The following is a 22556-nucleotide window of genomic DNA, read 5'->3' as shown; positions in this document are numbered from 1 at the left end:
CGGCTGACCCGCGTCGAGCGCAAGACGCCGAGGCCGGTCGGGGTGTGACGATGAGCCCCGACCGGCGCGGCAGGTGGCCGAGGGAACGCGGGGCGACCGGGGAACCGAGGGTCCAGCAACAGACTGCGGGGCGGCCGGGGGACGGCGGGGCGATCGAGGGACTGGAGGGATCGAGGGACATGGATTTCGCGTTCACCGAGGACGATCGCGCGTTCGGCCGGCGGTTCGCCGAGCTGCTCGACGAGAAGCTGCCCGCGGACTGGCAGGGCTTCTTCGCCGAGGACCGCGAGGCGCTGGCCTTCACCCGGGAGTTCTGCCGCGACCTCGGCCGCGCGGGCCTGCTCACGGTGAGCTGGCCGCAGGAGTACGGCGGCCAGGAGGCCGGGCTCTGGAAGCAGACGCTGCTGCGCGAGCTGATGACCGCCAGCGGCGAGCCACGCGGACCGCAGTACATGAACCTCAACTACATCGGCCCGCTGATCATGAAGTTCGGCACCGCGGAGCAGAAGGCCCGCTTCCTGCCGCCGATGGCCCGCGGGGAGGTCATCTGGACCCAGGGGTTCTCCGAGCCGGACGCCGGCTCCGACCTCGCCGCGCTGCGCACCCGCGCCGTCGACCATGGCGACCACTTCGTCGTCACCGGGCAGAAGATCTGGTCCAGCTACGCCGACTCGCCGGCGGACTGGAACCTGCTGCTCGTGCGCACGAATCCGGACGCCGGCCGGCGCCGGGGGATGTCGGTCCTGCTCGTCGACATGACCTCGCCGGGGATCACGGTGCGCCCCATCGAGAGCATGGGCGGCTGGCACGAGATCAACGAGGTCTTCTACGACGAGGTCCGAGTGCCGCGCGACTGCCTGCTCGGCCCGCTCGACGAGGGCTGGGGGGTGATCGGCTCGGGGCTGACGCTCGAACGCATCGGCATCCCCCGCTACGCCCGCGCCCAGCGCGTCGTCGAGCGGCTGTGCGACCACGTCCGCGAGACCGGCCGCGCCGCCGAACCCGACGTCCGCCAGAAGCTCGCGGACCTGCGGGTGCGCTGCGAGGCGGCAAAGCTGCTCGCCTACCGGGCGATCTCGCTGGTCGCCGCCGGGGCCAACCCGGCCGCCGAGGCCTCGACCGCCCGCATCCACGCCACGCTGCTCGAGCAGGCCGTCGGGCACGTGGGCCTGGAGATCCTCGGCGCGAGCGGGCGGCTCGGTTCCCCCGCCGAACAGCACGCCCCGCTGCACGGGCTGGTCAAGCAGCAGTGGGTGCACAACATCCCGGCGACGATCGGCGCCGGAACCCTGGAGATCCAGAAGAACATCGTCGCCCAGACCGCCCTCGGTCTGCCGCGGTCGCGCTAGTCGCAGAAGGAGGTGGCGGTATGGATCTGACGTTGACCGCCGAGCAGCGCCTGCTCGCGGACACGGTACGGGACCTGGTCGAGCGCGAGTGCCCGCCGGAGGTCGTCCGCGAGATCGAGAAGTCGGAGCGCGGCTACGGCGACGGCCACTGGAAGACGCTGGCCGGCCTTGGCCTGACCGGTCTGCTGCTGCCCGAGGAGCACGGCGGCGCCGGGCAGGGAGTGCTGGACCTGGCGGTGGTCGCCGAGCAGCTCGGCTGGGCCGCGATGCCCACCCCGCTGCTGACCTCGGCCGTGTTCGCTGCCGGCCTCATCGACCTCGCCGGCAGCGCGGCGCAGCGGGCCCGCTGGCTGCCGGCGATCGGCGCCGGCACGGCCATCGCCACCGTGGCCGTGCTGGAGCCGGGCGCCCGCGACGAGTGGGGCGCACCGGACGCCGCCCTGACCCCGCACGGCGCCGGCCACCGGCTGACCGCCACGAAGATCCTCGTTCCGTATGCGCACGTCGCGGACGTCCTNGTCGTCGTCGTGGAGGTCGCCGGCTCCGCTCCAGGCGCCGACGCGCCCACCCCAGAGGCGGATGCGCCCACCCCAGGCGCGGATGCCGCTGCTGGCGCCGGTCCGGGCGGCGGGCGCGGCCTCGTGCTCGTCGACCCGGCCGCACCCGGGGTGACCCTGCGCCGCCAGCACGACGGCGGCGGCGAGCCGGTGTTCGAGGTCGTCCTGCGCGACGTCGAGGTGAGCGCCGCGGACCTGCTCGGCACGCCGGCGGCGGCCGGCCCCGCGCTGGACACGGCGCTGGACCGGATGACCGTGGCGAGCACGGCCTACGCGATCGGCGGGGCGCAGCGCGCCCTGGACCTCAGCGTCGAGCATGCCCGTAGCCGCCGCCAGTTCGGCCAGCCGATCGGCGCGTTCCAGTCGGTGGCGCACCGCTGCGTCGACATGCTCACCGACGTGGAGGCCGCCCGCTACCTGTGCTACCAGGCCGCCTGGAAGCTCGACGCCGTCCGGACGGCCGACGCCGCTGGGGAGCCCGCTGCCGGGGAGGCCGAAGGCGCCGGAGAGCCCGGCACACCGGACGCGGCGGATTTCGAGGTCGCGGCGGCGAAGTCGTTCGCCAACGACGCGATCCGCCGGGTGTTCGTCCACGCCCACCAGGTGCACGGTGCCATCGGCTTCTCCATGGAACACGACCTGCAGCTGCACTCCCGGCGCGGCAAGACCTTCGAGCTGAGCTACGGCGGGTCGACGTGGCACCGGGAACGCGTCGCCCGCGCCCTGCACCTTTGACTGCCGCACCTGTGATCGTCGCGTCCGTGATCGTCCCCGGCCGCCACCGGCTCGGGGCCAGGCAGGCAGAACCATCGAGAGAGGGGTCACCATGTCGTCGATGAAGGTGGGAGTCCTACAGGACTTCCTGATGCCGCCGGCGTCGCAGCAGGTCATGCTCGACGCGCTGCGGCTGGCGTTCGACGAGTCCTATGCCGACGGCGAGATCGACCGCCCCGTCGAGCTGGTGTTGCGGGCCGTCGACGGCCTGCCCCGCGGGACGAGCTTCGACGTGCTCAACGCCTGGAAGGAGCTCGAGGCCGAGGGGGTCCTGGTGATCTTCGGGCCGTGGGCGTCGGACAACGTGCTGGCGATCCGGGGCTACGTCGAGGAGGTCGGCCACATCCCCACCCTGTCGATGAGCGGCACCGACCGCTGGTACGGCGAGTGGTGCTTCTGCATCAACAACGGCTCGTTACCGGAGGAGCCGTACCTGCTGTCGAACTACCTCGGGGTGCGCGGCGTCGAGTCCGTCGCCGTCGTCTACGACAAGTGCGTGCCGGGGGAGGAGTACACCCGGTTCTTCCGCGACGCCTGCGCCTTCGACGGGGTGAAGATCGCCATCGAGGAACCGATCAACATGCTCGACACCGACCTGAGCCCGGCGCTGGCCCGGCTGCAGGCGTCGGGCGCCGACGCGATCGCCTACCTCGGCTGGGGGCTGACCGCGACCCACCTCAACACCGCCCTGGACGGCACCGGCTGGGATCCGGTGAAGGTGATGAGCTCGGGATTCATGGCGGCGCCGTTCCTGCCCGGCGGACTGAAGAGCATCGCCGGCTGGGTCGGNGTCGACCAGTACGACGAGGACAACGTCGTCGGCCAGGACTTCCTCGACCGGTTCGAGGCGCGGTTCGGCTACCGACCGGCGAACTTCTTCTCCGTGCTGTGCTACGACTTCGGCGTCGTCATCGCCCGCGGCCTGTCGAAGGCCACGCCGCTGTCGCCGGACGGCGTGAAGGAGGGCCTGGAGAAGGTGAAGATGGTCCCCGCGGCCACCGGCGGCCCCGGCGGCGTGTTCAGCTTTGGCCCACACGCCCGGCGCGCCTGGTTGACGCCGCACTTCATCGTCCTGCGCGAACCGGACCCCACCGCCCAGGTCGCCGACCTCACCAGCGGACCGGGCAGCATCCTGCGCCACCGCTACACCGCCCGCTCCCGCAGCGAGCGGCTCGGCACAGCGCCCACCCAGTGACGGAGCGCATCTAGTGACGGAGCACCTCAGTGAGGGAGCGCACCCAGTGACGGAGCGCACCCGGTGACCGGGCGGNGAAGCGGGGCGTCGGTCGGATGAGCGAGCACTTCCGGCGCGAGCTCGACGACGGCGTCCTGACGATCACCTTCACCCGCGACGACAAGCTCAACGCCGTTAGCGCCCCGATGCTGGCGGCGCTGCGCGGCGCCGTCGCCGACCTCGGCGACGACGACGCCGTCCGGGTGCTGGTGATCACCGCCGAGGGGCGGCACTTCACCGCCGGCATGGACATCACCACGATCGACACCGGGATGGGCTTCGAGCCCGACGGCAGCGTCAACGGCCGGTCGGTGCGGCGCACCTACCGGGCGCTGCACCTGCTCATGGACGAGATCGAGGCGATCGAGAAGCCGGTGATCCTCGCCGCGCAGGGACCCTGCCGCGGCTTCGGCCTCGAACTCGCCGTGTCGTGCGACTTCCGCTTCGCCGCGCCGCGGACCACCTTCGCCCTGCCGGAGGTGCCCAACCTGGGGGTGCTGCCCGGCTCCGGTGGCATCAGCCGGCTGACCCGGCTCGTCGGCCCGCACTGGGCGCGGTGGATGGCGATGGCCGCCCGCCCGGTCGACGCCGAGCGGGCGCTGACGATCGGCCTCGTCCACGACGTGTTCGCGGACGAGCAGTTCGCGGCGGGCGTGCGGGAGTTCGCCCGCTCGCTGGTCGCGCTGTCCCCGCAGGCCCTCGGCCTGGCCAAGCTCGCCATCGACGCGGCCGCCAGCGTCGATCGCACGACCGCCCGCGACTTCGACCGGGTCGCCAACACCCTGCTGCTGACCTCCCAGGAGCACCTGGCCAAGGTGCGTGCCTTCCAGCAGCGGGCCGCCGCCCCGCGCGAGTAGCCCGCCGCACCCGATCGCCCACCGAACCTGATCGAGGGGAACGAGGAGATGGATCTCGGTTTACGCGGGAAGGTGGCGGTCGTCACCGGCGCATCGAAGGGGATGGGCCGGTGGACGGCGGTGGAGTTCGCCCGCGAGGGCGCGGACGTGGTCGTCGTCGCCCGCGGGGCCGAGGCGCTGGCGAGCGTCGCCGGGCAGATCGAGGCGCTCGGCGTGCGCGCGCTGGCGGTGCCGGCTGATCTCGCGACCGCGGCCGGCACCGAGGAGCTGTTCGACCGGGTGCGCGGCGTCTTCGGCGGCTGCGACATCCTGGTCAACACCCTGGGCAGCGACGAGTACGACTACCTGCCCCTGGCGGAGACCTCCGACGAGCTGTTCCGGGCGCATCTGGAGATTGGGCTGATGGCCGGGGTGCGGACCTGCCGGGCGGCGATCCCGCTGATGCGGGCCCGCGGCGGCGGCGCGATCGTCAACCTGGCCGCCATGTCGATCCGCAAGCAGTACCCGACGATGGTCGCCTACACGGCGGCGAAGGCGGCGCTGGCGAGCGTGTCGAAGAACCTCGCCCGCGCCCTCGGGTCCGACGGCATCCGGGTGAACACCGTCTGCCCCGGGGCGATCCTGACCGAGGGCGTCCGGGAGAAGATCGAGCAGTTCGGGCCGGGCCGGTGGGTCGCGCCCGACGCCCTGGCCGCCTCGGTGGGGGCGCCGAGCACAACGGAGGCACCGACCACCGAGGAGGCCTTCCTCGCGATCTCCCGGGACATGGGCGGCGCCGGCCGCGGCCTGGTACCCGACCTCGGCCGCCCCGGCCGCCCCGAGGAGATCGCCGCCGCGATCGTCTTCCTGTGCAGCGCACGCGCCGGCTACATCACCGGTGCCCTGCTCAACGTCGACGGCGGCTCCGACTTCTAGTGCAACGTTCCTCAAAGGAGGTACACAAAGCGGCGGCGGAGTGTGCGGGTCGGTGGGGCGGGGCGTCCCCAGATCCAGGGCTTGGCGTGGGTGTTGAGTTGGGTGGTGGCCAGGTTGACGGCGTGNGTGATCTCGTCGGGGTCGGCGAAGGTCTGGCCGGCGAACGCGGCCCGGCGTAGGAGTCGCCACCAGCCTTCCTGCAGGTTGAGCCAGCAGGCCTTCTTCGGGATGTACACCTGCTGGATGCGCGGGTGGTGGGCCAGCCATTGGCGGACTTTCCAGCTGGTGTGGGTGGTCAGGTTGTCGGTGACGACCCGGATCGGGCCGCGGGGATTTGCTCGGGCCAGCTGGGTCAGCAGCTCGATCCAGCCGTCGCTGTTGCGCGCCGGGGCGCAGTAGGTGACCTCGGCGCCGTCGTGGATGCGTAGGCCGCCGAAGACCCAGGTCTTCTGCTCGCCGCGGGAGTACTCCAGGGGTGCCTTGATGCGGTGGCCGTCGGGTGACCAGCCCGGTGCCGGCGGGAAGGTGCGGGGGATCACCGGACCGAGTTCGTCGGCGCAGATGACCGTGGTGCCCGCGGGCGGCTGGGTGTAGAGGCCGACGACCACCGCCCTTTTGGGGCGAACTCGGGGTCGGGGCTTTCCACCCAGGAGCGGGTGTGTCGCCAGCGCACCTTCTCGTCCAGCAGGATGCGCCGGACCTGGCTGCGCTGGATCTGGATGCCCCTGGCCCGGGCGGTCTCGGTGAGGGTGTCGAGGGTCCATTGGGGTGGGCCGGTCTCGTCGGCGGCGCTCAACTCGCCGGCGCCGTCGCGGACGGGCCGGCCCGGCGGGGTGGTGCGGGCCAGCTCGATGATCTGGGAGCGTTCGGTCTCGGTGATCCGCCGTGGGCGTCCGGGGATCGGCTGGTCGGCCAGCCCGTCCAGGCCGTCGGTGTTGAACCGGTGCAGCCACAGGCGCACCGTCTTGGGGTGGCAGCCCACCGCGGCGGCGATCTGGGGGACGTGGTTGCCCGACCAGCTGGCCATGATGATCCGGGCACGCAGGATCCAGTCGGCCGGAGCGTGCCGGGCCCCAGCCAGCTGGCAGATCTTCTGCTCCTCGGCCGGATCACCCGGGAGCCGCGCGGACAGGAAAGTCGGCATGACGTGCTCCTCACCAAAACACGGTGATACCCCGACCCACCCGATCTACCCCGGCCTTGAGGAACGTTGCACTAGCCCGGTGTGTCGAGGCCGAGAAGGCGTCCCCGTCCCCAGCGCACCGAGATATTCGGGCTGGGACGTCTGCGGCGGCGTCGACGTAGTTCAGCCCGGATGCTGGTGGTCTCAGGCCCGGGGNTCTCTCTCGTTGAGCGCGTCGAACTTGCGCACCTCATTGNGCATGTGCGGGCTCCACTTGGCGAAGAGCGCCATGACCTCCGGTGTGGCCAGGTGCCGATCGAGCGCCTCCTGGGACGTCCATTGCTCGAGCACCGTGACGGTTCCGGTCGCCGCGTCCTCCACGCAGAACGAGATCAGCACGTTTCCCGGGTTCGCTGCGGCGACCGGGTACGTCGCCTGTGCCTCGGTGATGAACGTCTCGACGTCACCGACCGGGACGAAGACCCGGCCGGCAATGATGATGGCCGTCTGGTCAGACAGTTCCGTGCTTGCGGTGGTGGCGGCCTTGTCCTGGAGCGAATTCATTGTTCCTTCTCGTCCTTCGTGTCTCGATGCAGAGCCGGACCGTTCCGCCCCTGCGTCCGCTTGCTCCGGTCAGGCGGTGTACTGGTACGCCGGGTAGGTGAGATAGCCCGCGTCGCCGCCCTGGTAGTACGTGGCCATGTCGGCGGGTGCGACCGGCAGGCCGGTGCGCAGCCGTTCCACCAGGTCGGGGTTGGCGATGAAGGCACGGCCAAAGCTGATCAGATCCGCGCCCAGGCCGAGCCAGTGGTCGGCGGCGGTCCGGTCGACCTGCTTCGGGCCCATCGGCAACACCGGATTCATGATCAGGCTGCCCGGCCACGCGCGGCGCAGCCCGACCAGCACCTTCTCCTCGGCAGTCGCCTCCAGGTGCACGTAGGCGAGGTCGAAGCGGACGAGTTCGGCGAGCAGAGCCGCGTACAGCTCCGGCACCTCGGTCTCCTCGACGCCCCAGAAGGTGCCGCCGGGCGAGAGCCTGATCGCGGTGCGGGCCGCGCCCACGGCGTCCACCGTGGCGGCGACCGCCTCGACGGCGAAACGGATGCGGTGGGCGATCGGGCCGCCATACGAGTCGGTGCGCAGGTTGGCGTTGGACGACAGGAACTGCGAGATCAGGTAGCCGTTCGCGCCGTGCAGTTCGACGCCGTCGAATCCGGCGTCGATGGCGCGCCGGGCGGCCTCGGCGTACGAGCGGGCCTGCTCGGGCACCTCGGAGGCGTCCAGGACGCGGGGGACCGGCGCGGCCTGCGGCCCGGTCGGGGTGAACACGTCGCCCACGGCGGCGACAGCGGACGGCCCGACCGGCTGGAGACCGGTGGTGTCGGGGTGCGAGACCCGGCCGCCGTGCATGATCTGAGCGAAGATGCGCCCGCCGTTGGCGTGCACGGCGTCGGTGACGGGCCGCCAGGCGGCCACCTGCTCGTCGGTGTACAGGCCCGGGGTGCCCGGGTTGGACTGCCCGACCAGGCTGGGCTGCACCCCCTCGCTGACGATCAACCCGGCGGTGGCCCGCTGGGCGTAGTAGACCGCCATGGACGGGGTCGCGAGGCTCCCCGCCGCGGCCCGGACCCGGGTCATCGGGGCCATCACGACACGGTTGGGTAGCTCCAGACCGCCGAGGCGGTAGCGGTCGAACAGCGTGATCATGCCGGAACTCCTTCATACCTGGTCAAAGGCCTCGGAACGGCGAGCCCGACAGGTACGCTAAAACCTGACATCAATGTGAGAGGCAAGTCGTAGGGGCGGGATCACAGCCGGGAGGGTGAGATGCGGATCGGCGAACTCGCGGCGCTGGCCGGAGTCAGTGTCCGTTCGCTGCGCTACTACGAGGAGCAGGGACTGCTCACCAGCACCCGCAGCGCCGGCGGGCAGCGGCACTACACGCAGGACGATGTCGAGCGGGTCGCCTTCATCCAGCGCCTGTATACGGCCGGNCTGTCCAGCCGCACCGTCACCGAACTGCTGCCGTGCCTCGACTCGCCCAGCGACGAGAATTCCGACGCCGCGATGGAGCGCATGGCCAAGGAGCGCGACCGGCTCTCCACCCACATCGAGGACCTGCTGCGCACCCGCGACGCGCTCGACGTCCTGATGGTCGCGGCCCAAGCCCACCGCGACGCCCGCCAGACCGCCGCATGACGGCGTCCCGGTCCTAGCTTCGGCTTCTCTGGTCGCTGACGACGCTGTCCTGGTCCAGAAGGCGTCGATCATCGCCGGTATGCGGATACTCCTCGACCACGCTGGCCTCNCCGGAACCGTCGGCCGCGCTCGGCATCGCGGCNATCCTCGAAGACCGTGACCGCTTCACCGGCTGACGCGTGGTCACCATCATGTGCGGCAGCAACGTCGACGTGGACGCCTATCACCGCTGGGTCGGTGCGGCTCCCATCTACAGGTCTTGACAATTGCTCGTGCACGCGTCGGTGGGCCCTTTCCCTATATCGGTCACCCGGGCGAACATAAGTTCGACATTGGGGGTTGGCCGATCCCGAGCTCGACGGCGCGGCTCTGGACTGCTCGGCGTTGCTGGTCCGTCTCGCCGCGGTCCGTCTCGGTCTGGTGCGGGAGATGCATGGCCGAGGCAGCGCGCTGCGGGAAGGCGCGACGAGTACCGCCGCCCTGATCGCCGGCACGATCAGCCGAACAGTTCCTGCTTACTTCTGCTGCCACGTTCGACCCCGCGGAACTCGCCCGGCTCGGCCGTCATATACGTGAACGCCTCACCGACATCGATACCCGCCCCGGCGGCGACAACCCCGACCCTGAAGGCAACGGCGCTGGCAACAACGACGGCGCTGGCACCGTCACGATCCCCTGGCCCACCCTGACCGGCCGCGGCGGGCCGGTCGCGTCTACCAGTTGGGGTCATACCCGTTCGTCACCTCGGTCGGGAGCCATCCTCAGGGCGGGTGTTGAGTCAAGGGCGCGAGGGCGTGGCCGGTGCGGCGCCCCGGCGGCGGGCGAGGTCGGCGCGGACCTCGTCGGCGCGGGCGACCGTCGACAGCAGGCGCAGCAGGTTGGCGACGATCCAGGTGTGCGACTCGGCGCTCGCCCCGGCCGCGGCGTCCTCGACGAGGACACTGCGGTAGCCGCGGTCGGTCGCGCCGAGGGCGCCGCCGAGCAGCGCCATGTTCGTCGACACGCCGGTCAGGACGACCGTGTCGACGCGCAGGTTGCGCAGGGTGGAGTCGAGGTCGGTGCCATACCACATCGCCAGGCCCGAGCGGCGCATGCTGACGTAGTCGCCGGGCAGGGGCGCGACCTGGGGCATCGGCTCGGCCTGCGGGGTGCCGGCGAGCACCCGCTGTTCGCGGCGCACCTTCGCCGAGACGGGGTTGGTGTCGCTGAACGCGCCGAAGTCCGGCCGGTGCGCCACGTGGATGTGCACCACCGGCAGCCCGAACGCGCGGAAGTCCGCGGCGAGCGCGGCGATGCGCGGGAGTATGCCGCGGTCGGCGGACTGTTCGGCGAGCCCGGCGAAGATCGCCAGTTCGGGGTCGAGGGTGCCGCGCAGGCACTCGCTGACGACCAGCGCGGCGCGCTCACCGCGGTCGAGTCCGTGGACCATCGCGCAGATCCGTTCGCGTCGCTCAGCGGCCGGCGCGCTGGGAGTCCCGGCCGCCCTGACCGGCGTCGGCGGGAACGGGGGCGGGGGCGCGCAGGCGGGCGCGCAGGTCCGCCTTGCGGACCTTGCCGGCCGCGGTGCGGGGCAGCTCGGTGACGATCTCGAGGCGTTCGGGGGTCTTGTGCTTGGCCACGCCGACGGCGACGAAGTGCTCGACGAGGTCGCCGAGGGAGAGCTCGCGGCCGGGTTCGACGATGACGAACGCGCAGACCCGCTCGCCGTAGAGCGGGTCGGGCATCNCCGTCACCGCCGCCTCGACGATCGCCGGATGGCGCAGCAGGACGCCCTCGACCTCGGTGGAGGAGATGTTCTCCCCGCCGCGGATGATGATGTCCTTCTTCCGGTCGACGATGGTGAGGTGGCCGCCGTCGTCGAGGGTGCCGATGTCGCCGGTGCGAAACCAGCCGCCGTCGAGGAACGCCTCGGCGTTGAGCGCGGCGTCGGTGTAGCCGACGAACAGCTCCGGGCCGAGGGTCACGACCTCGCCGGGGGTGCCGGGCGGCAGGTCCCGGCCGTCGTCGTCGACGATCCGGAGGCGGTTGGCGCCGAAGGCGACGCCGTCGGTGTAGGCGCGCACCTCGACCGGGTCCGACACGGCGGACACCGTCACCGTCGGATGCTCGGTGGAGCCGTAGGAGCGAAACGCCCGCCAGCCGGCCGCCTCGGCGGCCAGGACGAGTTCCGGCGGCACGCCCGCGCCGCCGAGGTGGATCTCGTCGAGCGACGGCATCGGCACGCCGGTGTCGCGGACGTCGGCGAGCAGGCTACTGAGGAAGAACGGGGTGGCCCCGAGCCAGCTCACCCCGCGCTCGCGGATCACCCGCGCGACGCGTTCGGTGTTCCACGAGTCGACGAGGATGCTCGTGNGGCCCGACAGGAACGCCCGGCCGAGCAGCAGGACCCCGCCCATGTGCCCGGCGGGGAACGGCGAGAGGTGCACCGCGTCCGGGGCGCCGGCGTCGGCGTCGGCCAGCGCCCGCATCTCGGCGAGCAGGGTGTTGTGGGTGTGCTGCACGCCCTTGGGGGCGCTGGTGGTGCCCGAGGTGTAGATGACCATGCAGACGTCGTCGGCGTGCAGCGCGGGCGGTGCCGGCGGGTCGGCGTCGAGCGCCTCCAGTGCCGCCAGGGTGACCCCGCCCGGCGCCATCCGCTCGCCGATGGTGATCACGTGTTCCAGGTCGGGGCAGTCGCCGACCGCGGAGAACCGTTCGAGGTAGTCGATGGAGCGCCAGCGGTCGGGCATGACCAGCGCCCGCGCGCCCGACTGCCGCAGGATGTAGCCGACCTCGACCGGCCCGTAGATGTGCACGACGGGCACCATGACCAGCCCCAGCGAGATCGCCGCGTGGTAGACGATCGCGCCCTCCAGCCAGTTGGGGACCTGGCAGGCGATCACGTCGCCGCGTCGCAGCCCGAGTCGGGCGAACGCGCCGGCGAGGCGGGCGCCGCGGCGGTGGATCTCGATCAGCGGGGCCGACGCCGGATGCGTCTCCGAGTCGAAGATCATCATCGACTGGGGGTGCCGCGCGGCGCCGTCTCGTAACGCGTCGACCAGGGTCTGGGTGGTGTGCAGCCCGGCGGCGTACCAGTGGTCGTTCGCCGGCGCGCGGCGCAGGAGACCGGTCATGGCAGCACTGTAGCCGCCATTACCTGCACAAGCTATATCCTTCAGATGATTAGATTCTCTTTACCGTCTGCCCTGTGATGCTGCCAGACGATCCCCGCGGAGGTCACGAGATGCAGCGTTCCGTCTTCACCCCCGACCACGAGGAGTACCGCCGGCTGGCCCGCACCTTCGTCGAGAAGGAGTGCCTGCCGCACAACGACCGGTGGGAGGCCGAGGGCATCGTCGACCGGGCCGCCTGGCTGCGGGCCGGCGAGGTGGGCCTGCTCGGCCCGGCCGTGCCCGAGNAGTACGGCGGCGCGGGCATCGACGACCCCCGCTACGGCGCCGTCGTCGCCGAGGAGTTCGCCACCGCCGGCATCGGCGGCTTCGCCATCCAACTGCACAACGACCTGATCGGTCCGTACCTGCTGGAGCTGACGACCGACGAACAGAAGGCGCGCTGGCTGCCCGGCTACGTCCGCGGCGAGTTGATCACGGCGATCGCGATGACCGAGCCCGTTGCCGGCAGCGACCTGCGGGGCATGCGCACCACGGCGGTGCGCGACGGCGACCACTACGTCATCAACGGGTCCAAGACGTTCATCAGCAACGGCATCCTCGCCGACCTGGTGGTGCTGTGCGCGAAGACGACCCGCGCGGACGGCGACCAGGGGATCAGCCTCATCGTCGTCGAGCGCGACACTCCCGGCTTCGAGCGTGGCCGCCGCCTGGACANGGTCGGCGCCCGCTCGCAGGACACCGCCGAACTGTTCTTCACCGACGCCCGCGTCCCGGTCGCCAACCTGCTCGGCGAGGAGAACGAGGGCCTGCACTACCTCATGCGCAACCTGGCGAAGGAACGCCTGTCGATCGCGATCTCCTCGGTGCAGAACGTCTTTCGCGCGCTGGAGCTCACGACCGCCTACGTGCGCGAGCGCAAGGCGTTCGGCAAGCCGATCGGCAGCTTCCAGAACACCCGCTTCGTCCTCGCCGACCTGCAGGCCCGCGCGCTGATGGCCCGGTCCTTCGTCGACGCCTGCCTGGCCGCCCTGGTCGCCGGCGAGCTGACCGGGGTCGAGGCGGCGGCGGCGAAGCTGTGCGCCACCGAGCTGGAGGACGCCGCGGTGGATGCCGGGGTGCAGCTGCACGGCGGCTACGGCTGGATGAACGAGTACCCGATCGCCCGGATGTACCGCGACAGCCGGATCAGCCGCATCCTCGGTGGCTCCAACGAGATCATGAAGGAGATCATCGGCCGCTCGCTGCAGCTGGGCTGAGCGGCCGATGACCTGAGCCAGACGGCCAAGTGGTCAGACGGCGGTGGTGAGACGGTGGCCAGACGGCGGTGGTGAGACGGGCGTTGGTCAGTTGTGGCGCAGCTCGTTGAAGGGGCGGTCGAGGTCGTGGGCGGGTTCCCGGGGCAGCCCGAGGACCCGCTCGCTGATCCCGTTGCGCTGCATCTCGTTGGTGCCGCCGGCGATGGCCAGGATCCGGCCGTTGAGGTAGTTCAGCGCCGTCGTCGACGCCTCGGTGTCCTGCGGATGCCAGACGACGCCGGCGGCGGCGGCGATCTCCAGGCCGATCGACGCCCGGACCGGGTTGAGCGTGCCGGCGGCGAGCTTGCTGTACGAGCCCAGGTTCGGGTTGGCCGCCCCCGACTCGGTCAGGGCGGCGACGTAGGCGTCGAGCTGCTCCTTGACGAGGTCGATGACGTGGGCGCGGGCGATGAGCTGGCGGGTCACCGGGTCGCCCTGACGGCCCACCCGGCGGGCCAGGGCGACGAGGTCGGGGGCGAGCTCGCGGGCACCGGAGTGGCGGGGCGTCTCGTCGGGGTCGCCGCCGAGCCGCTCGAAGACCATCATCGTGCGGGCGACCGTCCAGCCGTCCCCGACGGCACCGATCCGGTTGGCGTCGGAGACGACCACGTCGTCGAAGAACTCCTCGCAGAACTCCGAGCTGCCGTTGATCTCCCGGATCGGCCGGATCGTCACGCCGTCGCTGGTCAGCGGCACGCCGAACCAGGTCAGCCCCCGGTGCTTCGGGACGGTCGGGTCGGTCCGGGCCAGGCACAGGCCGTAGTCGGCGTAGTAGGCGCCGCTGGTCCACACCTTCGACCCGTTGAGCACCCAGTCGCCGGTGTCGGTGCGGGTCGCCCGGGTCGACACGCCGGCGAGGTCGGAACCCGCGCCCGGCTCGGAGAACAGCTGCACCCAGATCTCCTCGCCGGAGAGCATCCGCGGGATGTGGGTGCGGCGGAACTCGTCCGTGCCGTGGGCGAGGATCGTCGGCCCGCAGACCCGGGTGGTCGTGAGGCCGGCGATGCCCAGGTCCGCCACGACGTAGCCGCGGCTCTCCTGCGCGAAGATCTCCTCGTGGGCGGGGGTGAGGCCCTGCCCGCCGAACTGCGCGGGCCAGGTGATGCCGGCATAGCCGCCCTCGTAGACGCGGCGCTGCAGGTCCCGTTGCTGGGCGACCCGCTCGGGGGAGAGGTTGGCGGCGTCGCCGCCGCGCAGGCGGGCCGGGGCGTCGTCGTCCCGGCGATCCAGGTTCGCCGCGAGCCAGGCCCGCACCTCGCGCCGGTAGTCCTCGAGGGCGGGCGCCGTCCCCTCGCCCGCTGTCCCCTCGCCCGTTGTCGCCTTGCCCGCCAGCCGCCCGCCGGCTGCCTGCCCATCCGCTGTCTGTCCGCTCATCGCCCTTCCTCCGCTCGCCGGGGTGTGCTCATCGGTCGTCGCCCGCTCTCACAGGCCGTGCAGCCGGCAGATGCGCTCGCGGTGCCAGGCGGGGTCGCCGAACACGACCCGGTCGGTCGCCAGCCGGCGCAGGTAGAGGTGCAGGTCGTGCTCCCACGTGTAGCCGATGCCGCCATGCAGTTGCAGGCAGCCCTGGGAGACGTCGATCGCGGCGTCACCGACGAACGCCTTGGCCGCGCTGGCCAGCTCCGCGGCGTCGGGCGCCTGCTCCTGCACGGCCGTGAGCGCTCCGCCGGCGATGGCACGGCTGCACTCCACCGCGAGGCTGAGGTCGGCGAGCTGGTGTTTCACCGCCTGGAACGAGCCGATCACCCGGCCGAACGCCGCGCGGTTGCGGGCATGCTCCAGCGTCATCGCGAACAGCTCGCCGATCGCGCCCACCATCTCGGCGACCGTCAGCACCGTGGCGACCTGCAGCAGCCGCTCGCCGAGATCGTCGTCGCCGCCGATCTGCCCGACCACCGCGGAGGCGGGCGCGGCGACGTCGCGCAGGACCAGCTCGGCGTACCGGTGGGTCAGGTCGAGCCCGGCCAGCGGCTCGACGGTGAGCCCGGGGGCGTCGGCGGGCAGCCAGAACAGCGCCGGGCGGCCGTCCACCGCGGCGCTGACGAGGAACCAGTCGGCCAGGTGGGCGTCCTGGACGAGGCCCTTGGTGCCGGACAGGACGAAGCCGGTGTCGCCGCGGCGGACCTTGACGCCGGCCGACGCCTCCCAGCCACCCACCGGGTCGCCGAGCGCCCAGGCCGCGAGGGCCTTGCCGCCGGCGAGGTCGTCAAGCAGGGCGCGCTGCTCGCCGGTGCCGCCGAGCGTGAGCGCCAGCGCCGCCACGTTCGACCCGACGACCCCTCCGGGCTGCAGGTAGCGGCCCCGCTGCTCGGCGATGAGGCCGGCGTCGAGGACCGGCCGACCGGATGGGCTGCCGCCGCCGTGCTCCTCGGGCACGAACAGCGCCAGCCAGCCCAGCTCGCCGATCTCGGTGAAGTAGCCGCCGTCGAGCTCCTCCTCCCGCTGCGCCACCCGGCGCACCGTCGAGACGGGGCAGGTCGACCTGATGAAGCGCTCGGCCGTCTCGGCGAACAGTCTCTGATCCGCTGTCACACCCGGAAGCACGGGCGGTCTCCTCTCGATCCTGGGGCGCCGGTGGCATGCCCTCGACCAGCAAACGCCGTTCGTCCAGCACGTGCTGCCCGGTCAGTGACGCAGCCGACCGCTCGTGCGGCTGNCGCGATAGCGACTATTAAGGTAGCTTACTCAAATCATCTATCTGATCCAACTTAAGGAGTGGACGTGAAGGTCGACGTTGGTCTGTGGNCCGATCTTGACGACATCGCCAGCCGATCACGCGAACTCGAGTCCCTGGGCTACGACGCGCTGTACGTCCCGGAGACCGCGCACGACCCGTTCCTGCCCGTGGTCCTGGCGGCGCAGGNGACCGAACGCGTCATGATCCGCACCGGCGTCGCCGTGGCCTTCCCGCGCAGCCCCATGCACCTGGCGATGGTCGCCAACGACCTGCACACCATCAGCGGGGGTCGGTTCGTCCTCGGGCTCGGATCGCAGGTCAAGCCNCACATCGAGAAGCGCTTCAGTGCCGTGTGGTCCGAGCCGGCCAAGCGCATGCGGGAGATCGTTCTCGCCATCCAGGCGATCTGGCGGTGCTGGAACGACGGCGAGCGCCTCGACTTCCAGGGCGAGTTCTACCAGCACACCCTGATGACGCCGTTCTTCAACCCCGGGCCCAACCCGTACGGGACGCCGCGTATCCAGCTCGCCGCCCTCGGGCCGCGCATGACCGAGGTCGCTGGCGAGGTCTCCGACGGGATCCTGCTGCACGGCCTGTCCTCCGAGCGGTTCGTGCGCGAGGTGACCCTGCCGGCGCTGGAGCGGGGCCTGGCGCGGGCCGGGCGCAAGCGCTCGGACGTCGAGCTGACCTTCCCGACCCTCATCGCCACCGGGGACACCGAGGAGGAGCTGGCCGAGTCGGAGAAGAAGCTGCGCCANCACTTCGCCTTCTACGCCTCCACCCCCGCCTACAGCGCGGTCCTGGAGCTGCACGGCTGGGGCGGCCTGCAGCGCGACCTCTACGAGCTGACCCGCGACGGCCGGTGGCAGGACCTCGGCTCGCTCGTCACCGAGGAGGTGCTGGAGGTCTTCACGGCGCGGGGCACCCCGGAGGACATCCCGAAGCAGATCCGGGCCCGCGTCGGCGACATCGCCGACCGGGTGAGTTTCTACTCGCCCGCCCCCATCACCCCCGAGGTCATCTCCCGCATCCTCGCCGGCCTGAAGGGCTAGCGACGGTCCTGCGTGGCGGCGGGTCACGGCGCGCCGGCCGGAGTACGGGAGCGGCGCGGCGCGGCCCGGTCGCCGTCGCCTGAGCCTGATCGGGCGGTGGGGGCTGGACGGGGATGTTAGTTGTGGCTAACTTCGTCTGGGTTAGCGGACGCTAACGTGCGGGTGGCTCCGGTGTGGTGCCGCCCACTGCTGTGGGAGGCGGGTGCGCGGGTGGACAAGGTGGTCGCGAGTGCGGCCCTGGCGGTGGCCGACATCCCGGACGGGGCGTCGCTGGCGGTCGGGGGGTTCGGGCTGTGCGGCATCCCGAGTGTCCTGATCGACGCCCTGCTGGCGGCCGGGGTCGGCGGGCTGAAGACCGTGAGCAACAACTGCGGGGTCGACGACTGGGGGCTCGGCCTGCTGCTGCGGGCGGGCCGGATCCGGCGCACGACAGGGTCGTACGTGGGGGAGAACAAGGAGTTCGAGCGCCAGTTCCTGGCCGGCGAGCTGGAGGTCGAACTGGTGCCGCAGGGCACGCTCGCCGAGCGGCTGCGGGCGGGCGGGGCGGGCATCCCGGCGTTCTACACCCCGGCCGGGGTGGGCACGCAGGTCGCCGAGGGCGGCGTCCCGTTGCGCCACGACGCCTCCGGTCGCGTGGCGCTCGCGTCCCCGCCCAAGGAGACNCGGGTGTTCGACGGCACCGAGTACGTCCTGGAACGGGGAATCGTCTGCGACTTCGGGTTGGTGCACGCCTGGCGCGGCGACCGGCACGGCAACCTGGTCTACCGGGCGAGTGCGGCGAACTTCAACCCGCTGTGCGCGGCGGCGGGCCGGGTGACCATCGCCGAGGTCGAGGAGCTGGTGGAACCCGGCGAGCTCGACCCGGACCAGGTGCACACCCCGGGGATCCTGGTCCAGCGGGTGGTGCACGCGCCGGATCCGGAGAAGCGGATCGAACGCAGGACGGTGACGGCATGACGTTGACACGGGACGGGCTCGCCGCGCGGGTGGCGCGGGAGCTGGTCGACGGCCAGTACGTCAATCTCGGGATCGGGCTGCCGACCCTGGTGCCGGGTCACCTGCCGGCCGACGTGACGGTGGTGTTGCACAGCGAGAACGGCATCCTGGGAGTCGGCCCCTACCCGGCTCCGGACCGGGTCGACGCGGACCTGGTCAACGCGGGCAAGGAGACGGTGACCGTGCTGCCGGGGGCGTCGTATTTCGACTCGGCGACGTCGTTCGGGATGATCCGTGGCGGCCATGTCGACGTCGCGGTGCTCGGCGCGATGCAGGTCTCCGCGCAGGGTGACCTCGCGAACTGGATGATCCCCGGCCGGATGGTGAAGGGGATGGGCGGCGCGATGGACCTCGTGCACGGCGCGCGGCGGGTCATCGTGATGATGGAGCACGTCGCCCGCGACGGGACCCACAAGCTGGTGCGGGAGTGTTCCCTGCCGCTGACGGGCCGGGCTTGCGTGCACCGGGTCATCACCGACCTCGCGGTCCTCGACGTCGAACCCGGCCACGGCCTCGTGCTGCGCGAGCTCGCCCCGGGCGTCACCGTCGAGGAGGTCCGCGCCGCCACCGGCCCCGACCTCACCGTCCACCTCGACTGACCCGTCTGCCTCGACTGACCCGTCTGCCGCCCGGGCCGGCGGCCTCGGTGGCGACCTCAGCGCATGATTCCGGTGTGGCCGAGGGAGTAGCGCCCGGGCTGGGGCCAGACGGTCAGCCCGTGCGGCTCCCGGCCGACGGGGATCTTCGTCAGCAGTCGGCCCGTGGTGGGATCGGCCCCTGCCGCGGCGCCGGTGTCGAACACGTAGACGACGTTGCTGCGACGTCCCGACAGCCACAGGCGGGTGCCATCGGCGCTGACATTGCCCATGTCCGGGGTTCCGCCGCCGGGAATCGGCCAGTTGGCCACGACGGACCGGGTGGCGAAGGAGATGACCGAGACCGAACCCTGGGTGCCGGAGTGCGGGAACGGGACCATGTCGGAGCTCATGTGGCCGCCCCGGTTGGCGACGTACAGGAAGCGGCCGTCGCGGCTGGGGTACAGGCCGTGGGTCTCCGGCCCGGTCTGGACGAAGCCGATCCGGGTGAAGCTGTCTCCGTCGATGATGTGGACGCCGTCGGCGTTCATGTCGGCGACGTACCAGACCTTCCCGGCCGGTTCNATCTTGATGTCCTGCGGGGCGGCGGTACGCCCGAGATCCAGGTAGCCGAGCACCCGCTCGTGGACGAGGTCGATCTTGACGAGCCGGCCGGCGAACTCGCACGTGGCGATCGCGTAGGTGCCGTCGGGGGCGAAGTCGACGTGGTTGACCCCCTCGCACGCGGTGCCCACATCCAGGCCGTTGCGCAGGGCGAAGGTGTGCGGATCACGGAAGTCGATGCGGTGCAGCGCCTCCGCGATGACCATCGCACTGCGCCCGTCGGGGGTGAAGTACAGATTGTAGGGGTCGGCGACGGGCACCGCCGGGCCCGCGAGCCGGCCCGTCCGCGGATCGATCGGTGACAGACTGTTACCAGCGTTGTTGTTCACCCAGAGTGTCCGCAAGTCCCAGGACGGAACCACGTGCTGCGGCTCGCGGCCGGTGGCGTAGGAGTCCACCACCTTGAGCGTGCGCTGGTCGANGACGCTGACCGTGCCGTCGTGCAGGTTCGGCACGTAGACGAGCGGCGGATCGGTGCGAACGACGTCGCTCAGCATCCCGGCTCGGGCGTGACTGTAGACGTCCACGGCCGCGCCGCCACCCGGGGTGACCGTCGCGGAGGTCGACGGGACGGACGGGAGGTGGGCGGCGTGCGTCGCCGGGGAGGTCGGTGCCGTGGCTCCNGCGCCCCCATTGCCCAGGTTCGCGACGAGATAGACCGCGAGCAGGACCACGACGATGATCACCGCCCCGCCCAGCGGCAACAGACGCCGTACACCGGGAGGTCGCCCTCGCCTGCGATGATGTGAGGAAGCCCGCGCCGACACGCCGACAGACTAGCGAGGCCCCGGGANGCCGGACCGCCCGGGAGGGTGAGTCCGGTGGAGATGTCGGTTTCCCGCGCTGGGACGGGGATCGGTCGCGACCGGCGCGCTCGGGTCGGCCAGGTCCTCGGCCAGCACCCGCGCGCCCGCCGAGCCGTGGACGTAGAGGGTGTCGCCGCCCCGCCCACCGGATTTCTGCTCGCACCGTGTGTTCTTCATCCGCGTGCTCGTCGCCTGCTCGCGGGCTTGGGCGCGGACGACGGCGACGCGCACACTAGGCCGTAGCTGCGGCGATCGCCATCGCCTGCAGTGTGGTCGCCCGGACCGCGGGATCGAGGGCGCCGGAGCTGTGCGGGGTCGAGTTGATCAGACCGAAGATCGCGTGGGCGCGGACGCGGGCGGCGGGCGCGGTCAGCTCGGGGCGCAGCCGGCGCAGCACGCCGACCCACAGCTCGACGTAGGCGCGTTGCAGTCGCCGGACCTCGTGCTCGTCCGGCGCCGGCAGGCTGTGCAGGTCACGGTCGTGGATGACGATCAGGTCGGGGTTGCCGACGGCGAACTCGACGTGCCGGCGGACGAGGCGGTCGAGGGCGTCGGACGCGCTCGGGTCCGCGCTCAGCACGGTCTGGGCACCCTGGAGCAGATGCTGGCTGATGCCCACGAGCAGCTCCGTGAGCATCGCGTCCTTGCTGGCGAAGTGCCGGTAGATGCCGGGCCCGCGGATGCCGACCGCGGCGCCGATCTGCTCGATGCCGACCCCGCGAAACCCCCGCTCGGCGAACAGCCGGGCCGCCGCCTGCAGCAGGTCGTCCCGGCGCCCGGTGCGAGGCCGCCTGACCGGCGAAGCCGCGACCGGGGCTGCGCCAGGGGGGGCCGCGCCGGTGGGGTCGGGCTCGGCCGCGGCCGGCGCGGGCGCGGGATCCTTCACCGCCGTGTGGGCGGGCGCTGCGGCGGCGTCCGAGGCGGCGTCCGAGGCGGCGTCCGAGGCGGCGTCGGAGAAGGTGGGGGCCAGACCCGCCGGGGGCGTCACCCGGGTGGCACGCGACGGCACGATGTGGTCCTCCTCCGGGCAGAGGCTACCAAGCGCGGCCCACCGGCCGGTGGCCGGAAGTGCGCGGGCGGTGGCGGACGTCCCGGCAGGCCGGACGGTCGACGGGAGTGTTAGCGCGCGCTAACATCTGGACCCATGTTAGCGACTGTTAACGTCGGCGACGGCCCCGCCGCCGCACGCGCACGGGCCGCGGCGGCGGAGGACCTGACCGGGCCGCCGCTGCGCAGCGCCGTCGACGCCGCCTCGCCCGCGGCGCGCGGGTACGCCGAGACCCACGCCGCGCTCGTCGCCGAGCTGCGCGAGCGGCTCGCCGCGGCGGCCCTGGGCGGCCCGGAGCCCGTGCGGCGCCGGCACGTCGAGCGCGGCAAGCTGCTGGCGCGCGAGCGCATCGAGGTGCTGCTCGACCCGGGCAGCCCCTTCCTGGAACTGTCCCCGCTGGCCGCCGACGGGATGTACGACGGCGACGCGCCGGGTGCGGGCATCGTCACGGGCATCGGCCGGATCGCGGGGCGGGAATGCGTCGTCGTCGCGAACGACGCCACCGTGAAGGGCGGGACGTACTACCCGCTGACGGTGAAGAAGCACCTGCGGGCGCAGGAGGTGGNGCTGCATAATCGGCTGCCCTGCGTCTACCTCGTCGACTCCGGTGGGGCGTTCCTGCCGATGCAGGACGATGTGTTTCCGGACCGGGAGCATTTCGGCCGGATCTTCTACAACCAGGCCACGATGTCCAAGGCCGGCATCGCCCAGATCGCGGCGGTGCTCGGCTCGTCGACGGCGGGCGGCGCCTACGTCCCGGNGATGAGCGACGAGACGGTCATCGTCCGCAACCAGGGGACGATCTTCCTGGGTGGCCCGCCGCTGGTCAAGGCCGCCACCGGGGAGGTCGTCGCGGCCGAGGACCTCGGCGGTGGGTTGCTGCACGCGAAGACCTCCGGGGTCGTCGACCACCTGGCCGACGACGACGCCGACGCCCTGCAGACCGTGCGCCGGATCGTCGCGAGCCTGGCCCCGCGGGCGGCGCGGCCCTGGCCGGTCGCGGCGGTGGAGGAGCCCGCGGTCGACCCGGCCGGCCTGTACGCGGCGGTGCCGACGGATTCGCGGACGCCGTATGACGTGCGGGAGGTGATCGCGCGGGTGGTGGACGGGAGTCGGTTCGCGGAGTTCAAGCGGGAGTACGGGTCGACGTTGGTGACCGGGACGGCGCGGTTGCATGGTCATCCGGTGGGGATCGTGGCGAACAACGGGGTGTTGTTCGGCGAGTCGGCGCTCAAGGGGGCGCATTTCATCGAGTTGTGTGATCAGCGGGGGATTCCGTTGGTGTTCCTGCAGAACATCTCGGGGTTCATGGTGGGGCGGGAGTACGAGGCGGGTGGTATTGCGAAGCACGGGGCGAAGATG

19 protein-coding genes and 21 pseudogenes are annotated in these 22556 nt (G+C 71.9%); 24 read left to right on the top strand and 16 right to left on the bottom strand.

The genetic code is table 11. The features are described 5' to 3' along the window. The first annotated feature begins 179 nt into the window (after window positions 1-179). The 7 genes and pseudogenes from FF86_RS12915 (at window position 180) to FF86_RS12895 (ending at window position 5686) form a co-directional block, all read left to right on the top strand. Window positions 180-1349, top strand: coding sequence for an acyl-CoA dehydrogenase family protein (locus tag FF86_RS12915; protein ID WP_044884934.1), 1170 nt, complete (start codon window positions 180-182; stop codon window positions 1347-1349). A gap of 20 nt (window positions 1350-1369) precedes the next feature. Then, a pseudogene (locus FF86_RS47345) lies at window positions 1370-1866 on the top strand (acyl-CoA dehydrogenase family protein); the annotation flags it as partial. A gap of 1 nt (window position 1867) precedes the next feature. Next, the coding region (locus FF86_RS47340) for an acyl-CoA dehydrogenase (RefSeq protein WP_242418675.1) at window positions 1868-2641 on the top strand (774 nt) is incomplete at its 5' end. A 91-nt stretch (window positions 2642-2732) separates the two neighbouring features. Beyond that, window positions 2733-3469 (top strand): annotated as a pseudogene (locus FF86_RS47335) (ABC transporter substrate-binding protein); the annotation flags it as partial. A gap of 1 nt (window position 3470) precedes the next feature. Beyond that, window positions 3471-3875, top strand: a pseudogene (locus tag FF86_RS47330) (ABC transporter substrate-binding protein); the annotation flags it as partial. 95 nt (window positions 3876-3970) lie between these two features. Continuing rightward, window positions 3971-4771, top strand: coding sequence for an enoyl-CoA hydratase/isomerase family protein (locus tag FF86_RS12900; RefSeq protein WP_044884931.1), 801 nt, complete (start codon window positions 3971-3973; stop codon window positions 4769-4771). Window positions 4772-4819: 48 nt separating this feature from the next. Then, window positions 4820-5686 carry an SDR family NAD(P)-dependent oxidoreductase gene (locus FF86_RS12895; protein WP_044884930.1) on the top strand — a complete coding sequence of 289 codons (867 nt, stop codon included), beginning with the start codon at window positions 4820-4822 and terminating at the stop codon, window positions 5684-5686. An 11-nt stretch (window positions 5687-5697) separates the two neighbouring features. On the opposite strand, the pseudogene FF86_RS66050 reads toward FF86_RS12895, so the two are convergent. From FF86_RS66050 to FF86_RS12875, 5 genes and pseudogenes are all read right to left on the bottom strand, one after another. Then, window positions 5698-5811, bottom strand: a pseudogene (locus FF86_RS66050) (IS630 family transposase); the annotation flags it as partial. 1 nt (window position 5812) lies between these two features. After that, window positions 5813-6249: IS630 family transposase (locus tag FF86_RS12890; RefSeq protein WP_396229863.1), on the bottom strand; the 437-nt coding region annotated here is incomplete at its 3' end. Continuing rightward, window positions 6222-6830: a helix-turn-helix domain-containing protein gene (locus FF86_RS12885; protein WP_044884929.1), complete on the bottom strand. Its 609-nt coding sequence runs from the start codon at window positions 6828-6830 to the stop codon at window positions 6222-6224. The genes FF86_RS12885 and FF86_RS12890, both read right to left, overlap by 28 nt. A gap of 236 nt (window positions 6831-7066) precedes the next feature. Further along, window positions 7067-7373, bottom strand: a 307-nt coding sequence (locus tag FF86_RS66045; protein WP_396229856.1) for a putative quinol monooxygenase, incomplete at its 3' end; no start/stop codon positions are given. Between the two features lie 69 nt (window positions 7374-7442). Then, window positions 7443-8516, bottom strand: a complete 1074-nt coding sequence (locus FF86_RS12875) for an alkene reductase (protein ID WP_044884927.1) — start codon at window positions 8514-8516, stop codon at window positions 7443-7445. 120 nt (window positions 8517-8636) lie between these two features. Between FF86_RS12875 and FF86_RS47325 the strand changes: the two are divergent. The 4 pseudogenes from FF86_RS47325 to FF86_RS66035 form a co-directional block, all read left to right on the top strand. Further along, window positions 8637-8803, top strand: a pseudogene (locus FF86_RS47325) (MerR family transcriptional regulator); the annotation flags it as partial. 1 nt (window position 8804) lies between these two features. Next, a pseudogene (locus FF86_RS47320) lies at window positions 8805-9008 on the top strand (MerR family transcriptional regulator); the annotation flags it as partial. 10 nt (window positions 9009-9018) lie between these two features. Next, window positions 9019-9117 (top strand): annotated as a pseudogene (locus FF86_RS66040) (threonine dehydratase); the annotation flags it as partial. A gap of 34 nt (window positions 9118-9151) precedes the next feature. Next, window positions 9152-9271, top strand: a pseudogene (locus FF86_RS66035) (threonine dehydratase); the annotation flags it as partial. A gap of 515 nt (window positions 9272-9786) precedes the next feature. On the opposite strand, the gene FF86_RS12865 reads toward FF86_RS66035, so the two are convergent. The 4 genes and pseudogenes from FF86_RS12865 to FF86_RS47305 all read right to left on the bottom strand — a co-directional run. Next, the gene (locus tag FF86_RS12865; protein ID WP_044884924.1) at window positions 9787-10437 is read right to left on the bottom strand and encodes a cysteine hydrolase family protein; all 651 of its coding nucleotides are present in this window, start codon (window positions 10435-10437) and stop codon (window positions 9787-9789) included. A gap of 22 nt (window positions 10438-10459) precedes the next feature. After that, window positions 10460-10733 (bottom strand): annotated as a pseudogene (locus tag FF86_RS47315) (cyclohexanecarboxylate-CoA ligase); the annotation flags it as partial. Window position 10734: 1 nt separating this feature from the next. After that, window positions 10735-11360 (bottom strand): annotated as a pseudogene (locus FF86_RS47310) (AMP-binding protein); the annotation flags it as partial. A 1-nt stretch (window position 11361) separates the two neighbouring features. Next, window positions 11362-12001, bottom strand: a 640-nt coding sequence (locus FF86_RS47305; protein ID WP_242418701.1) for an AMP-binding protein, incomplete at its 3' end; no start/stop codon positions are given. Window positions 12002-12231: 230 nt separating this feature from the next. On the opposite strand from FF86_RS47305, the pseudogene FF86_RS47300 reads away from it, so the two are divergent. The 3 genes and pseudogenes from FF86_RS47300 to FF86_RS47290 form a co-directional block, all read left to right on the top strand. Then, window positions 12232-12405: pseudogene (locus tag FF86_RS47300) on the top strand (acyl-CoA dehydrogenase family protein); the annotation flags it as partial. A 1-nt stretch (window position 12406) separates the two neighbouring features. Continuing rightward, window positions 12407-12835 (top strand): annotated as a pseudogene (locus FF86_RS47295) (acyl-CoA dehydrogenase family protein); the annotation flags it as partial. Window position 12836: 1 nt separating this feature from the next. Continuing rightward, window positions 12837-13377 (top strand): acyl-CoA dehydrogenase family protein (locus tag FF86_RS47290; RefSeq protein ID WP_255355775.1); only part of this gene is annotated, 541 nt, incomplete at its 5' end. A gap of 87 nt (window positions 13378-13464) precedes the next feature. On the opposite strand, the gene FF86_RS12850 is transcribed toward FF86_RS47290, so the two are convergent. Both FF86_RS12850 and FF86_RS12845 read right to left on the bottom strand, forming a co-directional pair. Beyond that, complete coding sequence (locus tag FF86_RS12850; protein ID WP_083507439.1) at window positions 13465-14790, bottom strand: acyl-CoA dehydrogenase family protein; 1326 nt, start codon at window positions 14788-14790, stop codon at window positions 13465-13467. 48 nt (window positions 14791-14838) lie between these two features. Continuing rightward, window positions 14839-15948 carry an acyl-CoA dehydrogenase family protein gene (locus FF86_RS12845; protein ID WP_242418670.1) on the bottom strand — a complete coding sequence of 370 codons (1110 nt, stop codon included), beginning with the start codon at window positions 15946-15948 and terminating at the stop codon, window positions 14839-14841. A 228-nt stretch (window positions 15949-16176) separates the two neighbouring features. On the opposite strand from FF86_RS12845, the pseudogene FF86_RS62275 reads away from it, so the two are divergent. The 7 genes and pseudogenes from FF86_RS62275 to FF86_RS12830 all read left to right on the top strand — a co-directional run. Further along, a pseudogene (locus tag FF86_RS62275) lies at window positions 16177-16279 on the top strand (LLM class F420-dependent oxidoreductase); the annotation flags it as partial. A 1-nt stretch (window position 16280) separates the two neighbouring features. Continuing rightward, window positions 16281-16418: pseudogene (locus FF86_RS47280) on the top strand (LLM class flavin-dependent oxidoreductase); the annotation flags it as partial. Window position 16419: 1 nt separating this feature from the next. Further along, window positions 16420-16850, top strand: a pseudogene (locus FF86_RS47275) (LLM class flavin-dependent oxidoreductase); the annotation flags it as partial. Window position 16851: 1 nt separating this feature from the next. After that, window positions 16852-17145, top strand: a pseudogene (locus FF86_RS47270) (LLM class F420-dependent oxidoreductase); the annotation flags it as partial. A 210-nt stretch (window positions 17146-17355) separates the two neighbouring features. After that, window positions 17356-17807: pseudogene (locus tag FF86_RS47265) on the top strand (CoA transferase subunit A); the annotation flags it as partial. 1 nt (window position 17808) lies between these two features. Beyond that, the coding region (locus FF86_RS47260; protein ID WP_304438139.1) for a CoA transferase subunit A at window positions 17809-18102 on the top strand (294 nt) is incomplete at its 5' end. Next, on the top strand, window positions 18099-18740 hold the full coding sequence (locus FF86_RS12830) for a CoA transferase subunit B (protein WP_044884921.1): 642 nt from the start codon (window positions 18099-18101) through the stop codon (window positions 18738-18740). The genes FF86_RS47260 and FF86_RS12830, both read left to right, overlap by 4 nt. 56 nt (window positions 18741-18796) lie before the next feature. On the opposite strand, the pseudogene FF86_RS66030 reads toward FF86_RS12830, so the two are convergent. The 5 genes and pseudogenes from FF86_RS66030 to FF86_RS12815 all read right to left on the bottom strand — a co-directional run. Beyond that, a pseudogene (locus FF86_RS66030) lies at window positions 18797-19300 on the bottom strand (YncE family protein); the annotation flags it as partial. Between the two features lies 1 nt (window position 19301). Beyond that, window positions 19302-19761: pseudogene (locus FF86_RS66025) on the bottom strand (YncE family protein); the annotation flags it as partial. A gap of 1 nt (window position 19762) precedes the next feature. After that, on the bottom strand, window positions 19763-19837 hold a 75-nt coding region (locus FF86_RS66020), incomplete at its 3' end, for a hypothetical protein (protein WP_396229862.1). Window positions 19838-20134: 297 nt separating this feature from the next. Beyond that, window positions 20135-20323 (bottom strand): hypothetical protein (locus tag FF86_RS35705; RefSeq protein WP_206778933.1); only part of this gene is annotated, 189 nt, incomplete at its 3' end. Window positions 20324-20378: 55 nt separating this feature from the next. Beyond that, entirely contained in the window at window positions 20379-21155 is a 777-nt protein-coding gene (locus FF86_RS12815; protein ID WP_095212134.1) for a TetR/AcrR family transcriptional regulator, read from the bottom strand. A gap of 135 nt (window positions 21156-21290) precedes the next feature. On the opposite strand from FF86_RS12815, the pseudogene FF86_RS47255 reads away from it, so the two are divergent. From FF86_RS47255 to FF86_RS47245, 3 genes and pseudogenes are all read left to right on the top strand, one after another. Beyond that, a pseudogene (locus tag FF86_RS47255) lies at window positions 21291-21759 on the top strand (carboxyl transferase domain-containing protein); the annotation flags it as partial. 1 nt (window position 21760) lies between these two features. Beyond that, window positions 21761-21954: pseudogene (locus FF86_RS47250) on the top strand (carboxyl transferase domain-containing protein); the annotation flags it as partial. A 1-nt stretch (window position 21955) separates the two neighbouring features. Further along, window positions 21956-22556: carboxyl transferase domain-containing protein (locus FF86_RS47245; protein WP_304438138.1), on the top strand; the 601-nt coding region annotated here is incomplete at both ends.

The sequence above is a fragment of the Frankia sp. CpI1-P genome (assembly GCF_001421075.1).
Classification (GTDB): Bacteria; Actinomycetota; Actinomycetes; order Frankiales; family Frankiaceae; genus Frankia; species Frankia torreyi.
This window is presented reverse-complemented; position numbering and strand designations above follow the sequence as displayed.